Annotated in this window: 12 protein-coding genes; 9 read left to right on the top strand and 3 right to left on the bottom strand. The window is 65.1% G+C overall.

Annotated features, from left to right (window positions below):
- The first annotated feature begins 4 nt into the window (after positions 1-4).
- Positions 5-841: an NADPH-dependent F420 reductase gene (locus MRBLMS1_RS01040; protein ID WP_456149954.1), complete on the top strand. Its 837-nt coding sequence runs from the start codon at positions 5-7 to the stop codon at positions 839-841.
- Here the strand turns inward: MRBLMS1_RS01040 and MRBLMS1_RS01035 are convergent.
- Positions 838-1,875: a helix-turn-helix transcriptional regulator gene (locus MRBLMS1_RS01035; RefSeq protein ID WP_485877244.1), complete on the bottom strand. Its 1,038-nt coding sequence runs from the start codon at positions 1,873-1,875 to the stop codon at positions 838-840. The two genes, MRBLMS1_RS01040 and MRBLMS1_RS01035, sit on opposite strands and share 4 nt — an antisense overlap.
- A gap of 217 nt (positions 1,876-2,092) precedes the next feature.
- Between MRBLMS1_RS01035 and MRBLMS1_RS01030 the strand changes: the two genes are divergently transcribed.
- The gene (locus MRBLMS1_RS01030) at positions 2,093-4,099 is read left to right on the top strand and encodes a glycoside hydrolase family 3 protein (protein ID WP_485877242.1); all 2,007 of its coding nucleotides are present in this window, start codon (positions 2,093-2,095) and stop codon (positions 4,097-4,099) included.
- Positions 4,100-4,106: 7 nt separating this feature from the next.
- Here the strand turns inward: MRBLMS1_RS01030 and MRBLMS1_RS01025 are convergent, their stop codons facing one another.
- Together MRBLMS1_RS01025 and MRBLMS1_RS01020 are read right to left on the bottom strand one after the other, a co-directional pair.
- Entirely contained in the window at positions 4,107-5,225 is a 1,119-nt protein-coding gene (locus MRBLMS1_RS01025) for a Gfo/Idh/MocA family protein (RefSeq protein ID WP_485877240.1), read from the bottom strand.
- A 31-nt stretch (positions 5,226-5,256) separates the two neighbouring features.
- The gene (locus MRBLMS1_RS01020; RefSeq protein WP_485877238.1) at positions 5,257-6,444 is read right to left on the bottom strand and encodes a phytanoyl-CoA dioxygenase family protein; all 1,188 of its coding nucleotides are present in this window, start codon (positions 6,442-6,444) and stop codon (positions 5,257-5,259) included.
- Positions 6,445-6,548: 104 nt separating this feature from the next.
- Between MRBLMS1_RS01020 and MRBLMS1_RS01015 the strand changes: the two genes are divergently transcribed.
- The 7 genes from MRBLMS1_RS01015 (at position 6,549) to MRBLMS1_RS00985 (ending at position 15,088) form a co-directional block, all read left to right on the top strand.
- A complete protein-coding gene (locus tag MRBLMS1_RS01015) occupies positions 6,549-7,598 on the top strand; it encodes a LacI family DNA-binding transcriptional regulator (RefSeq protein ID WP_485877236.1) in 1,050 nt (349 codons plus the stop codon).
- 66 nt (positions 7,599-7,664) lie between these two features.
- The gene (locus MRBLMS1_RS01010) at positions 7,665-9,473 is read left to right on the top strand and encodes a DUF885 domain-containing protein (protein ID WP_485877235.1); all 1,809 of its coding nucleotides are present in this window, start codon (positions 7,665-7,667) and stop codon (positions 9,471-9,473) included.
- A gap of 102 nt (positions 9,474-9,575) precedes the next feature.
- Positions 9,576-10,031, top strand: a complete 456-nt coding sequence (gene hpaR / locus MRBLMS1_RS01005) for a homoprotocatechuate degradation operon regulator HpaR (protein ID WP_223278727.1) — start codon at positions 9,576-9,578, stop codon at positions 10,029-10,031.
- Between the two features lie 314 nt (positions 10,032-10,345).
- On the top strand, positions 10,346-11,512 hold the full coding sequence (locus tag MRBLMS1_RS01000; protein ID WP_485877233.1) for a porin: 1,167 nt from the start codon (positions 10,346-10,348) through the stop codon (positions 11,510-11,512).
- Between the two features lie 28 nt (positions 11,513-11,540).
- Complete coding sequence (locus MRBLMS1_RS00995; RefSeq protein ID WP_485877231.1) at positions 11,541-12,065, top strand: sugar dehydrogenase complex small subunit; 525 nt, start codon at positions 11,541-11,543, stop codon at positions 12,063-12,065.
- A gap of 9 nt (positions 12,066-12,074) precedes the next feature.
- Complete coding sequence (locus tag MRBLMS1_RS00990) at positions 12,075-13,685, top strand: GMC family oxidoreductase (protein WP_485877229.1); 1,611 nt, start codon at positions 12,075-12,077, stop codon at positions 13,683-13,685.
- Positions 13,682-15,088, top strand: coding sequence for a c-type cytochrome (locus MRBLMS1_RS00985; protein ID WP_485877227.1), 1,407 nt, complete (start codon positions 13,682-13,684; stop codon positions 15,086-15,088). Before MRBLMS1_RS00990 ends, MRBLMS1_RS00985 begins: the two co-directional genes overlap by 4 nt.
- Positions 15,089-15,123 lie beyond the last annotated feature (35 nt).

Raw genomic sequence — 15,123 nt, 5'->3', positions numbered from 1 at the left:
ATATGTGGGTTACTTACTTTTTGGTGGGTACTTCCCATTATTGCATAAGGCTCCTAAAATCACAGCACATTGGACGATCAACGACACGGAGCTCATGAACATGAAGATAGGAATTATTGGAACGGGAAATATCGGCGCAACCCTGGCGCGCAAGCTGCTGTCCGCCGGCCATGAGGTGAAGGTCGCCAATTCCGGCGGCGTCAAAGGCGTGCAAAGCGCGGCCGACGACATCGGTGCGGTGCCGGCCGATGTGCATGGCGCCGTCGATGGCGTGGACGTGGTGGTGCTGGCCATTCCGCTGCCGGCCATGGCCAGCCTGCCTGCCGGCCTGTTCGACGGCGTGCCGCCGCAGGTCACCGTGATCGACACCAGTAATTATTACCCTGGCATGCGTGACGCGGCGATTGCGCAGATCGATGCGGGCATGGCCGAAAGCGTCTGGGTGTCAGCCCAGCTGGGGCGTCCGGTGGTCAAGGCCTTCAACAATGTGCTGGCGCATACGCTGGCCGCGTTGGGCCAGCCCGCAGGCACGCCGGGCCGCCTCGCCATTGCCGTCGCCGGAGATGACCCGATGGCTGTGCAGACGGCGATGACCTTGGTGGAACAGGCCGGATTTGACGCGGTCGATGGCGGCACCCTGGCGCAGTCCTGGCGCCAGCAGCCCTGTACCCCCGCCTACTGCTGCGACCTTGAGGCGCCCGCGATGGCCAGGGCGCTTGCTGCGGCGGTTCCCGGCAAGGCGGCCGCGATACGCGACAGGATGCCGGCGCAGTTCGCCAAGCTGGGCGCGCATGCCAGCCATGACGACATCGTCGCCATGAACCGGCAACTGAACGTCTAGGCTCCGGCGGCATCCTGCCGGTAGCGTGCCGGTGGCAGTTCGAACTGGTTCTTGAAGAAGCGGGTGAACGCGCTTTGCGAGGAAAAGCCAAGGCGGTCGCCGATTTCCGCCACGCTCAGGCTCGTTTCGCGCAGCAAACGGCGCGATTCGCGGCTCTTGGCGCGCAGTTCCAGTGCACGGAACGAGGTCTGCTCCTGCTGCAGCTGGCGCTGCAGGGTCCAGCGGTTCATCGCCAGGCCGTCGCACAGGGCCGGCAGCAGCGAGGCGCTATCGGCGTCGCCCGCGCCTTGCTGGCCCAGCAGATCGATGATGGCTTGCTCCACGCGGGCCGAAAACAGCTGCGCCCCCTGCAGCTGCTGCAATTGCCCCTGCGCGTGCCGCAGCGCGTGCGGCGCCAGCATGGCGTTGAACTGGGCGAAGGGCCGGTCCAGCGCCGGTGCATCGAACGTCAATGTATTGCGCGCCTGGCCGAAAGCGACGGCGGCGCCGAAGCACTCGGAAATGGCCGGTGCGAACCATGGCGCCTTGCCCTGGAAGCTGGCACGAAAGGCGGTGGGCGCGCCATCGTCGTAGGCGCGCGCCACCAGCGACAGCATGCGGAAATTGGCCAGCGCCTGCATGGCGCCGCCCGACGGGCAGAACTCGGACAGGTATTCGATTTCGATGCGCGTGCCATTTTCACTCATCAGCATGAAATCGAATTCGCCGATCAGGCCCCGCAAGTGCAGCAGCTCGTGCAGCGCGCTGCGCAGGGTGGGGCGGTTGAAGCAGACGTGGGCGATTCCCGAGTAATGCGCGAACCAGTGCGTCACGTCGAGGTCGAGCAAGCCGCGGTGCTGCGGCAGCTGCTGGGCATAGGCCGTCATGCGGCGGTGCCGCTCGGCGTTGATGCGGCCGCCCGGCTCGTCCAGCTGCGCCGGCGTAATGCCCGTGCGCTGAAAAAACTCGGCGGGGTCGTGGCCATCGGCCTGCATGGCGCGCGCGCATTGCTGCGCGATCCGGTTCGAAACCGTGCGCGTGTCGGGTTTGTGCAAGGCTGTCTCCTGCTTATCCTGCTTGTTGTAGTAATTTTTCACAAATATTAGCACTTTGTAGGAGATTGTTGGTTGTTGTGCCATCTAACCAAAAATTGTTCTCGCGGGTATAAAACGCGTGCTGCGCGGTCAAGAAACTCACGCATTCTCACGCTATATTGTTTTTGGCCGGCCTTGCTGCCGCGCCTTGATACCTACAAAAACAGTCTTGGAGATAATGATGAATTGCACTTTGAAACCGATGGCCCGCCTGGTCGCCGGCTGCGTCGCCACGCTTGCCCTGGCCGCCTGCGGCAATAACGGCAGCGTGGAATACAAGCAGCCCGTGTTTGGCGCCACCACCTACAGCCAGATCCAGGTCGACGGCTATGCCTTCAAGGACATGAACCGCAACGGCAAGATCGATCGATACGAAGACTGGCGCCTGCCGGCCGAGGTGCGCGCCGACGATCTGTTGTCGCACATGAGCCTCGATGAAAAAGCGGGCCTGATGATGCACGGTACGGCGCCCACCGTTGCCGACCCCACCGGCATCGGCCAGGGCGGCGCGTACGATTTGACGGCCCTGCAAGACCTGATCGTCAAGCAGTACGTCAACACCTTCATTACGCGCATGGCGGGCGACTCGGCCAACATGGCGGCCCAGTACAACAAGGTGCAAGCGCTGAGCGAAACGTCGCGCCACGGCATCCCGGTGTCCATCAGCACGGACCCGCGCCACCATTTCCAGTACACGGTAGGCGCCAGCGCCGGCACCAAGGGGTTTTCGCAATGGCCTGAAACCCTGGGCCTGGCCGCCATCGGCGACGATGCGCTGGTGCGCCGCTTCGGCGACATCGCGCGCCAGGAATATCTGGCCGTCGGTATCACGCAGGCCCTGTCGCCGCAGGCCGATCTGGCCACCGAGCCGCGCTGGTCGCGCATCAACGGCACCTTTGGCGAAGACGCGGACCTGGCCAAGCGCATGGTGCAGCACTATATCGAGGGCTTCCAGGACGGGAACACGGGCCTGCATGACGGCAGCGTGGTGGCCGTCGTCAAGCACTGGGTCGGCTACGGCGCCACGAAAGAGGGTTACGACGGCCACAATTACTATGGCCGCTACATGACCTATCCGGGCAACAACTTCGCCTACCACGTGAAACCGTTCGAAGGCGCCTTCACGGCCAAGGCGGCTTCCGTCATGCCGACCTACGCTCTGCCGGACGGCAATATCACGATCGACGGCATCACCCTGGAACAGGTGGCGGCCGGCTTCAGCAAGACCATGCTGACGGATCTGCTGCGTGGCAAATACGGTTTTGAAGGCGTGATCCTGTCCGACTGGGGAATCACCTCCGACTGCGACGCCAACTGCCGCAACGGCACGGCGCCTGGCGTCGCGCCTTCCTTCATGGGCTTTGGCACGCCGTGGGGCATGGAAGACGCCACCAAGGCCGAGCGTTACGTGAAAGCCGTGACGGCGGGGATGGACCAGTTTGGCGGCGTGACGGAAGCGCCGTACCTGACGCAAGCCGTGCAGCGTGGCCAGTTGACGGAGGAGCGCATCAACGCGTCGGCGCGGCGCATCCTGATCCAGAAATTCAAGCAGGGCCTGTTCGAGCATCCGTTCGTCGATGCGGCCAATGCGGCCACCACGGTGGGCAAGGCGGACTTCATCGAGGCTGGCCTGGACGCGCAGCGCCGCTCGCTGGTCCTGCTGGAAAACAAGGACAAGGTCTTGCCGCTGGCGGCCACCGTCAAGAAGGTCTACCTGTACGGCATCGATGCGGCCGTGGCCAAGCAGTATGGCTACACGGTGGTCGCCACGCCGCAGGAAGCGGACGTGGCCCTGCTGCGCGTGGCCGCGCCGTATGAAATCCTGCACCCGAACTACATCTTCGGCAGCATGCAGCATGAAGGGCGCCTGAACTATGTCGACGGCGACGCCGACTACGAGGCGATCAAGAACGCGGCCAAATACGCGCCGAAGACGGTGGTAACCGTGTACCTGGACCGCCCGGCCATCCTCGGCAACGTGCAGGACAAGGCCAGCGCCATCGTCGCCAACTTCGGTGTCAGCGACGGCGCGCTGTTCGATGTCCTGACGGGCAAGGCCAAGCCGCAAGGCAAGCTGCCTTTCGAGCTGCCATCGTCGATGGCCGAAGTGCAAGTGCAGAAATCGGACGTGCCGTATGACACGGCCCGTCCGCTGTACAAGTTCGGTTACGGCTTGGCCTACTAAACGCCGTTCAACGCAGGGAAATCCAGCTGCGCTCTTTGGCGGAGCGCAGCGCGGCGGCTATCAGCCGGTCCACCTCGTAGCCGTCGCGGAAGGTGGGCCAGACCGGCTGGCCGCCCGCGATCGCCTGCAAAAAGTCGCGCGCTTCGATGACGATCTGCTCGTTGTAACCGGTGCCGTGCCCGGCGCCCTGGCTGAACGCCAGGTAGTCGGGGTGGGCGGGGCCCATCAGCAGGCGCTGGAAACCCTGGCGCTGCGCGGGGCGGCCGGCGTCGTACAGCCATAATTCGTTCTGGTTTTCCTGGTCGAAGGCGATCGCGCCTTTCGTTCCCGTGATGCGGTAGGTGTAACCCATCTTGCGCCCGGCCGCCACGCGGCTGAAGGTCAGGGCGCCCAGCGCGCCGCTGGCAAAGCGCAGCATCACATTTCCCTGGTCGTCATTCTCCACCGCTTCCATGCCAGTGGGCCCTTGCCGCTGTGCGTGCACGGTATTCATGTCCGCCACCAGCGAGTCGACGGGGCCGCCCAGGCGCAGGGCCAGGTTGAGCAGGTGCGAGCCCACGTCGGCCAGCGCGCCGGCACGCGTTGCCGTCGCTTCACGCGTGCGCCACGAGGCAGGCGCGCGCGGGTCGTGCAGATAGTCTTCCACATGTTCGGCGGCGACGTGGATGATCTCGCCGATTTCGCCCGATTCGATGATTTGCCGCGCCAGCTGGCTGGCCGGCGTGCGGATGTAGTTGTAGCCGACCATGTTGGCCACGCCCGACGCTTCCGCCGCCTGCGCCAGCTGCAGGGATTCCGCGGCCGTCATGCCCAGCGGTTTTTCGCAAAACACGGGTGTGCCCAGGGCCAGCGCCGCCAGCACGATGTCCTTGTGCGTGGCCGGCGGCGTGGCGACGATGATGGCGTCGATGGAGGGATCTCCCACCAGCGCGCGCCAGTCGCCCGTGGAGCGGTTCCAGCCCAGTTCCTGCGCGCTGCGGGCGGCGCCTTCCGCGCTGCTGGTGCTGATACATTCGCATACGGGATTGAGGGCGGTGGGAAAAATGCTGCGCACGGTCTTGTAGGCGATGGTGTGGGCCTTGCCCATGTAGCCGGCGCCGATCAGGCCGATGTTGATGTCTTGCATAGGGAGTCTCCGAGGATGTCGCGATAGGGGATCAAGCTTGCTGGCGCCAGGCATGGCTGTCCAGGACGTCGAGGAAGCGGGCGGCGGGCCACTCTTGCGCCAGCGCTTCGTGCATGAGCTGCTGCTGCGTGGGCGGCGCCATGCCGGCTATGGGCTGGTCGCGATCGAGGTTGCTGGGGAAGGCGTAGCCCTCGGCGCAGGCGGCAATCGCGTGGCCGATGCCGTCGTCGGACAGGGCGCCCTGGTCGCGCAGCGCCTGCAGTACCGGATACAGCGCGGCGCTCATGGCGCGGCGGTCCAGCGCTTCCATCGCGCGCCCGAACGGCGACGACACTTGCAGCAGGTTGGCCATGCGGCGGATGTCGGACGAACGGTTATGGCCCGCCGCATGGAACAGGGCAGGGTTGAAGAAGACGGCGTCGCCTTGTGACAGCGGCAGCTGCACGCAATGCTGCGCGAAATAGTCGCGGAAGGGCTGCTGTTGCCAGGCGAGAAAGCCGGCCTGGTAGCGCTGCGAATACGGCAGGTACAAGGTGGGGCCCGATACCAGCGGCATGTCGCAGTGGGCGACGGCGCCCTGCAAGGTCAAGACGGCCGACATCTGGTGCACGGGCGCGGGATAGGCGGCGCAACTGGCGGCGCTCTGGAAGCCCAGGTGATAGTCGCGGTGCGGCGCCTGGGCCGCCCCGCCCGGGTTGACGACGTTCACTTGCGCCGTCATCTGGTAGGCGGGACCCAGCCACGCCTCGGCGATCCACGCGAAGACGGGATTGGCGTAATAGCGCGCGAACGCTTCGGGCGCGCGCAGACACAGTTTTTGCTGGGCGTTCCAGATGCGGTCGTTCGCGCCCGGTTTGGCGAAATGGTCGCCGCCCGCCTGGCCGCTCGCATGCTGTTCGGCGATCAGCGCGCGAAACACGCTGCTCACCTGTTCCAGCGTCGCCGTGTCGTCGACGGCGCGCTGGAGCACGATGACGCCGGGGCCATCCATCAGCGCCTTCCCCCATTCTGCCTGCAGCGCGCGCAGCGACGCAGTACTGGCGGCCAGCGCACGCACCTGGTCGCAGTCGTAGACGAGAATATTGTCTTCCACCGCAGCGGCGTGGGGATAGTCGGCCAGCGTGGTGCGTTGGCTGACGGTGCGGATGAAATCATCGAGCCGGCAATCTTGCGGCGACAGCCAGAAGGGGGCGGGCGGCGCGGCGTCTTGGATGATCATGCGGTGTCTCCTGATGTTTTAAGTTGTAGAATCAGTATAGGTATGTAAATCCGCATTTTTCATCAGAAAATCCATCAAAAAACCATCAATGGAATGGGCATGGCATGACGCATCCGTTTCCCGTCAAGGTCGTGGCGCTGCAGGCCGGCGTCAGCGTGGCGACCGTCGACCGCGTGATCAAGCAGCGCGGGGGCGTGCACGCCAATACCGTGCGCCGCGTGATGCAGGCGCTCGAGGAGCTGGCGCGGCAAAGCACGCAGGTGGGCCTGGCCGGCAGAAAATTCATGCTCGACGTGCTGATGGTGGCGCCGCGCCGCTTTACGGACGCCGTGCGCGCCGCACTGGAAGCAGAGTTGCCGTCCTTGCACCCGGCCGTGCTGCGCTCGCGCTTTCACCTGCATGAAACCCTGGAAGTGGACGCCATCGTCGACCAGCTGGAGCGCATCCGCAAGAACGGCAGCCACGGCGTGCTGCTGAAGGCGCCGGACTTGCCGCCGGTGGCCGAGGCGGTAAACCGGCTGGCGGCGGCCGGCATTCCCGTGGTGACCCTGGTGACGGACTTGCCAGCTTCCGTGCGCCGCGGCTACGTGGGCATGGATAACCGCGCGGCGGGCGAGACGGCCGCCTGCCTGATCGGCCAGTGGCTGGGCGCGGGCCAGCGGGCCAGGAAGCAGCAAGTGCTGGTGACCCTGAGCAGCAACCGTTTTCATGGCGAGGAAGAGCGCGAGATCGGCTTTCGCCGCGCGCTGCGCGAACGGCACCGCCATTTATCCATCGTTGAAGTGAGCGAGGGCCACGGCATCGACGGCGCCACGGGTGCGCTGGTGCGTGAAGCACTGGCCGGGCATCCAGGCATCGCCGCCGTGTATTCGATCGGCGGCGGCAATGCCGCCATCGTGCAGGCATTCGCGCAGGCGGGCCGGCCTTGCCAGGTCTTCATCGGCCACGACCTCGATGCGGACAACGTGGCGCTGCTCAAGTCGGGCGCCATCCACGCCGTGCTGCACCATGACCTGGGCCAGGACATGCGCCGCGCCTGCCAAGAGATGCTGCGGGCGCAGGGCGCGCTGCCTGCCCTGGCGCACGCGCTGCCCTTGTCCGCGATCCAGATCGTCACGCCGTGGAACCTGCCCGCGCTGAACGGGGTGAATTGACAGTTACCCGGGGCTGGCCGATACTCGCCGCTTCGCTCATCGTTCACCTCAGGAAGGAATCCCCCGATGTCCGTCACTCCGCAATTGTGCAAGACCGTGCTGGTAGCCGCACTCTCCATCGCGTTTACCATGCCCGCCATGGCCGCCGTCCCTGCAACTGCCGGCGCTTCATCGGCCTGGGTTGAAGCAAGCAACCGCAACGCGGCCATCGTGCTGGCGGCGCAGGCGCAGTTTTCGCCCGAAGACGCCTCCGATACGGGCCTGGCCCAGTACGACGGCCTGGCCGCCGACCTGGGGCCGAACATCACCGAGCGCCATGTGGCGGCCATGCAGAAGGCGCGCGCGCAATTGCAGCAAAAGCTGGAACTGGAACGCGACGAGCGCATACGCCAGGACCTGGAAATCCTGATCGGCGCCGTCGACCAGGAAATCATGGGCACGCAGCTGGAAGCCAAATACACCCTGCCGTGGGTCGATGTGCCGCAAATGGTCTTTGGCAGCATGCAAAGCCTGCTGCAGGAGCAGCGCCCGGCCGCGCGCCGCGCCAAGGCGCTCGAGCGCCTGAAACGCTACGTGGGCCAGTTCCCGGGCAGCACGCCGATTACGCAGCAGGCCAAGGCGCGTTTCACGGAAAAGATCGGCCAGCCTGGCCTGGCGGGACCCGTGCGCCTGCAGGTGGAGCAGTCGCTGGAAAACGTGCCGACGTATATCGCCGGCATCCGCAAGCTGTTCGCAGACATGAAGATCACGGGTGCCGAAGCTGCGCTGGTGGCCATGGAGCAGCAGCTGAACGAGTATGCGGCATGGGAAAAGCAAGTGGTGCTGCCCCTGTCGCGCACGGATTTCCGCATGGCGCCCGAGCTGTATGCGTTTCGCCTGAAACAGGTGGGCATCGACATCGCGCCGCGCGCGCTGGTCGAACGGGCGCAAGTGGCCTACCTGGAAACGCGCGCCGCCATGCAGGCGCTGGCGCCCGTGGTGGCGGCCAAGCTGGCGTTGAAGGGCGTCGACGGCACGGACTACCGCCAGGTACTGCGCGCGCTGAAAAGCGATTCGATTCCCAACGAGCAGCTCGAAGCGCACTACAAGGGCGTCAATACGCAGCTGGAACAGCGCATCGCCCGGCAGCGCGTGGTCGATATTCCTGCGCGCGCCATGACCATGCGCCTGGCCTCCGCCGCCGAATCGGCGGCCCAGCCGGCGCCGCATATGCGTCCGCCTCCGCTGATCGGCAATACGGGGGAACACGGCCAGTTCGTCCTCCCCGTCAGCAATCCGGCCGCCAGCGGCAAGGGCGAGGCGTATGACGACTTCAATTTCGCGGGCGCCGCCTGGACCCTGAGCGCGCACGAAGGCCGCCCCGGCCACGAGCTGCAGTTCAGCGCCATGGTGGAACGTGGCGTGTCGCAGGCGCGCAGCCTGTACGCGTTCAACAGCGTCAACGTGGAAGGCTGGGCGCTGTACGCGGAAGCGGAGATGATTCCGTACGAGCCGGCCGAAGGCCAGTTTATCGCGCTGCAGTTCCGCATGCTGCGCGCGGCGCGCGCCATGCTCGACCCGATGCTGAACCTGGGGCAGGTCACGCGCGAGGAAGCGGGGCGCATCCTGACGGATGAAGTGATGCTGTCGAAACCGATGGCGCGCCAGGAGCTGGACCGCTACACCTTCAACATGCCGGGCCAGGCGGGCAGCTATTTCTATGGATACACACGCATCCTGCAGCTGCGGGCGGAAACGGAGCTGGCGCTGGGCGAGAAATTCGACCGCCTGGCATTCAACAACTTCCTGCTGGGGCAGGGCTTGCTGCCACCGGAGCTGCTGGCCAAGGCCGTGCGCGAACACTTCATTCCCGAGCAGAGAAAAGCCAAAAGCTGACGCCATGGCACGGGAGCGGCAGGGAAGGGGAATTTTGCCGCTATTGTCCGCGGGCCAGTCGTATAATGACGCTCATTGTGCTGGCCCACCCAGGAGTTCCACTTGCAGCTACCGATCCGTTATCCGAACATGCCGCAACTGCTGCTGAAGGCCCGCGACAGCCTGCTCCAGCATTTCCGCCCCATCCTCAATCACTTCGGCGTGACGGAGCAGCAGTGGCGCATCATGCGCGCGTTGAATGAAAGCCCGACCCTGGAGCCGCGCGAGCTGTGCGAGATCTGCCAGATTTCGAGCCCCAGCATGAGCGGCATCCTGGCGCGCATGGAAGAGATCGGCCTGATCGGACGCAGCAAGTTCGAAGGCGACCAGCGCCGCCGCAAGGTGCACCTGTCCGAGGCGGGCGCCAGTTTGCTGATGCAGATGGGTAAGCTGATCGACCTGCAATACGCCCACCTGGAAGCGGCGTACGGCAAGCAGGTGTTTGAAGACATGCGTCGCGCCCTGGAAGCGTTTATTGCCCTTGAAACCCTGCCGGTGGCGCCCGCCATCCTGCGCTGAGCGGCAATCCCGCTCCCATCTTTCACTTTCCGTACGGCCATCAGGCGCGTGTTTTTCAGCATGCGTCGCCGCTGCTTTTCCCATGCCTTTCCCTGTGATTTCCCCGTGCTGCCGGGCGTGCGCCCGCACGCCTGCCGGATTTACTATAAGACTAAGCCTTACAGTCAATCACTTACATGTGAGTAAATAAGCGTATAATTTGCTTCACTTGATCCAGATCAAGAAGAACAGCGGACGCTCCTCTCGCGGGAGGGAACTGCAACGCGGCGCCACGCCCGTATTTCGCCAGATAAAACAGGAAAGTCAGGAAAAAAATGAACACACCATGCATGCGCGCTGCGGCGCTCGCCGTCTCCACGCTCATCGGCGCAAACGTTTGCGCCCAAAGCAATGTCACCATCTACGGCGTGGTCGACGCGGCCACTGCGTACGCGAGCAACCAGGGCGGCAAGTCGACTACCTATATGCGCAGCGGCAGCTTGTCCGCCAGCAAGATCGGTTTCCAGGGCGTGGAAGACCTGGGCGGCGACCTGAAGGCGCTGTTCCTGCTGGAAAACGGCTTTGAAAGCGATACGGGCGCGCAAAGTTCGGCCAGCGCCCTATTCAACCGCCAGGCCTATGTGGGCTTGCAATCGACAGCCTACGGCACCGTGACGGCGGGCCGCCAGTACACGCCGTACTACCTGCTCGTGGGTTCCCTGGCATCGAGCAATGTCTTGACGGGCGCCACCGGCGCCCACCCGGGCGATATCGACGGCCTCGATACAACCGTGCGCATCAGCAATTCCGTCACCTACAGCATGCCAGCCTGGCGCGGCCTGCAAGCCAGCGCGCAATACGGTTTTGGCGAGGCAGCCGACGGCAATGCCGTGGGCAGCAGCTTCAGCGCCGCCGTCAAGTACAGCACGTCGCCAGCCGAATTCGCGCTCGGCTACCTGAAACTGAAAAATGGGCAGAACGGCGCCGGCTGGAGCGACAACGCATCGGGCAGTTTCGGCATCTCGGCCCTCAACCAGGGCTACGCCTCGGCGGAAAGCATAACGTTCATCGCCGCCAGCGCGCGCTACACCATGGGCAAGTGGATGGTGGGCGCCAATGCCAGCAACGTGCAGTACCAGGCGGGCAGCCGCTCGGCCTTCCGCGACACGGCCATCTTCAACACTGCCGGGCTGATCTCGAGCTACCAGTTGACGCCGCAGTGGTTCCTGTCCGCCGGCTACAGCGACACCTTCGCCAGCCACGCCAACGGCATCGCCGACCGCGCGCGCTACCGCCAGTTGTCGTTCGAGCAGAATTACGCGCTGTCGAAGCGCACGGCGATCTACCTGATCGAAGCGCGCCAGCTGGCGCGCGGCCAGACCCTGGACCAGGGCGGCGCCATCGTCAATGCCGTCGCCTCGGTCGGCGATTCGCAAAACGGCACGCCGTCGTCGAACGGCGGGCAGACGGTGGTGATGGTCGGTCTCAAGCATTCTTTCTGAACGGTTGCTGAACTCACGGGAGCTTCAATTGGACGCTACACATAATAAGGAGGGCCGCGGCCCCCTGAATCCCGGCCGCCGCATGGTGCTGGCCGGCCTGCTGTCGGCTTCGGCTGCGGCGCTGATTCCCTGGGCGCTGGCCGAACCGGTCGCCAATGCGGAGCAGGGCGCCTTCCTCGGCGTGTCGGCCATGCTGGTGGGACGGCAAGTGCTCGACCCGGTGCTGGCCACACGCCTGTATGACGCGCTGGTGGCGCAGGACGCCGCCTTTCCCGCCAACGTGCGTGCGCTGCTGGCGCTGATCAATGCGCAGGGATTGCAGGCGGCAGGCCTGCAGGAAGCGCTCGACGGGCTCGATCCGGCCCAGTCGCCGCTGGCGGCCTTGCCGCGCCAGATCGCCAGCGCCTGGTACCTGGGCATCGTCGGCACGGGCGAGGCGGCCGTCTGCGTCGCCTACGAGCAGGCCTTGAACGCGGCCGTCGTCGCCGACGTGCTCAAACCTCCCACGTATTCCTACGGCGCCTACGGCAGCTGGGCCAGAAAACCAATTTAAGGAGCCATCATGGCTGAAGAACTCTCCGCCGATTACCTCGTGATCGGCTCCGGCATCATCGGTTCCCTGGCCGCGCGCAAGCTCGCGCTGGCGGGCGCCTCGGTGCTGATCCTGGAAGCGGGCCCGCGCGTGTCGCGCGGCGAAATCGTCGCCCGTTTCCGCAACACGACGCGCCGCAGCGACTGGATGTCGCCATATCCCTCGGTGGCCACGGCGCCGCACCCGATCTACCAGCCGAAGGACAACGGCTACCTGGTGCAGGCCGGCCCGTACCCATACCCGGCCGAATACATCCGCCAGTTCGGCGGCACTTCGTGGCATTGGGCCGCGCAGGCGTGGCGCAACGTGCCGAACGACTTCCGCATCCATACCCTGTATGGCGTGGGTGTCGACTGGCCGATCAGCTATGAAGACCTGGAGCCGTTCTATCAGGAAGCGGAAGAGATCATGGGCGTCTCGGGTGCCGAGAACACGGGTTCGCCGCGCAAGCAGCCATTCCCGATGGACCCGGTGACGGAGCCGTACGCCATGCGCCGCATCCGCGAACGCCTCGACCCGTCGTTCAAGGTCGTTGGCAACACGGTGGCGCGCAACAGCGTCAGCTACGATGGCCGCCCGGCCTGCTGCGGCAATAACAGCTGCCAGCCGATCTGCCCCATCGACGCGCAATACCATGGCGGCATCGCCGCGCTGCAGGCGGAAGCGGCGGGCGTCAAGATCGTCTGCAACGCCAACGTCTACAAGCTGGAACACGATGCGCAGGGCCGCATCACGGCCGCCCTGTACTACGACGTGGACAAGAAGAGCCACCGGGTCACGGCCAAGACGTTTATTCTGGCCGCCAACGGTATCGAAAGCCCCCGCTTGCTGCTCGTTTCCGCTTCTGACAAATACCCGAACGGCCTGGCCAACAGCAGCGACATGGTGGGCCGCAACCTGATGGATCACCCGAGCACCTCGATCACCTTCGACGCCGATGAGGACCTGTGGCTGGGCCGGGGCCCGCAAAGCCCCAATTCCATCAACACCATGCGCGACGGCTATTTCCGCAGCCAGCATTCGCCGTACCGCCTGGATTTCACGAACATTTCGAGAGTCGACGGGGCCTCGAAGGAATTGATCGGCAAGGGCGTCTTCGGCGAAGCATTCGAACAGCAGCTGCGTTTCCGCTCGGCGCGTGAAATGAGCTTGAAAAACGTGCTGGAAGTACTGCCGAACCGGGAAAACCGCATCGCCCTCAGCAGCGAGAAAGATGCCATGGGCATTCCCAAGCCGCAGGCGCATTACGCGATCGACGAGTACACCAAGCGGGGCCACGAGCGTTCGAAGCAGGATTTCGAGCGCATCGCCAAGCTGATGGGCGGCACCAATCTGCGTCACAGCAAGGAAGGCGTGTTCGCCAACAACCAGCACATCTGCGGCACCCTGTCGATGGGTTCCGACCCGGCCAAGGCCGTGTGCGACCAGTGGGGCCGCACCTTCGACCACGCCAACCTGTTCCTGTGCAGCACGGGTGTGCTGCCCACGTCCGGCACCTGCAATTCGACGGAAAACGGCCTGGCCGTGGCCCTGCGCACCGTCAAGCATATCCTCGACGAACAACAGGGAGGCACGGCATGATGGCGATCTTCAGACTGGCGGCCGGCGCCGCCTTGCTGTCCCTGGCCTTGCCCGTGCTGGCGGCGCAAGCGCCGGGCGCGGACGTGCAGGCGATCGAACGTGGCCGCTACCTGGCCACGGCCGGCGACTGCATCGCCTGCCACAGCGTGCCTGGCGGGAAGCCGATGGCGGGTGGCCTGGCCCTGGCCACGCCGCTGGGCGCCATCGTCGCCACCAACATCACGCCGTCGACAACGCATGGCATCGGCAACTACACGCTGGCGCAGTTTTCCGCCGCCGTGCGCCATGGCGTGCGGGCCGATGGCGCACACCTGTACCCGGCCATGCCCTATACGGCCTACGCCAAGGTAACGGATGACGACACGGCCGCCCTGTACGCCTACTTCATGCATGGCGTGGCGGCGGTGGACACGGCGCCGGCGCAAAAGACGGACTTGCCGTTCCCGTTCAATATCCGTTTGTCGATGGCGGGCTGGAATCTGCTCTTCCTCGATAAAAAACCGTTCGTGGCCGATGCGTCGAAAAGCATGGAATGGAACCGCGGCGCCTACCTGGCGCAAGGCCTGGCCCACTGCACCACGTGCCACACGCCGCGCAATGCGTTGATGGCCGAGCAGCTGTCGAAGGAGCTGGGCGGCGCCAACCTGGGCACCTGGTACGCGCCGAACATCACGTCGGACGTCAACAGCGGCATCGGCAGCTGGAGCCAGCAAGACCTGGCCGGCTACCTGCGCACGGGCCGCGCCGCGCACCGGGGGCAGGCGGCCGGACCGATGGCCGAAGCCATCGACCATAGCCTCAAGCATCTGAGCGACGCGGACTTGAACGCCATCGCGCACTACATCAAGAGCGTGCCCGCCATCCGCGACAAGGCGGACGTGAAACCGGTAACGCAATGGGGCAAGGCGGGCGACGAGTTGAGCAGCATCCGCGGCGTGCCGCTGCCGCAAAACCTGAACACGATGTCGGGTGCGCAGCTCTACGATGCGCAGTGCGCCAGCTGCCACCAGGCGAAGGGCGAGGGCAGTTTCGACGGCGGCTTGCCGCCCCTGTTCCACAACTCGGCGACGGGCCGCAGCAACAGCAACAACCTGGTGATGGCCATCCTCGATGGCGTGGAACGGCAGGACGGCAAGGGTAGCCATGCCGGCCACCTGATGCCGGCGTTTCGCCAGACCCTGTCGGACGAGCAGATCGTCACCCTCGGCAATTACGTGCAGCGGATGTACGGCAATCCCGCCATCAAGGTGACGGCGGAGCAGGTGACGACCTTGCGCAATGGCGGCGCGCCGTCGAACCTGATCGGCCTGGCCCGCGCGGGCATCATCGTCGGCGTGCTGGTGCTGCTGGCCTTGCTGCTGTGGTGGCGGGGACGGCGGAGCAAGGAAACATCGACAGCGTAAAAAGACACCCTGAAGCAAAGGCTGGGGTCAGACCC

It is taken from the genome of Massilia sp. LMS1-1-1.1 (genome assembly GCF_040815535.1).
GTDB classification, from domain to species: Bacteria; Pseudomonadota; Gammaproteobacteria; order Burkholderiales; family Burkholderiaceae_D; genus Janthinobacterium; species Janthinobacterium aestuarii.
Note: the sequence above shows the minus strand (reverse complement) of the source record. Positions and strands in the feature narration are given on the sequence as shown.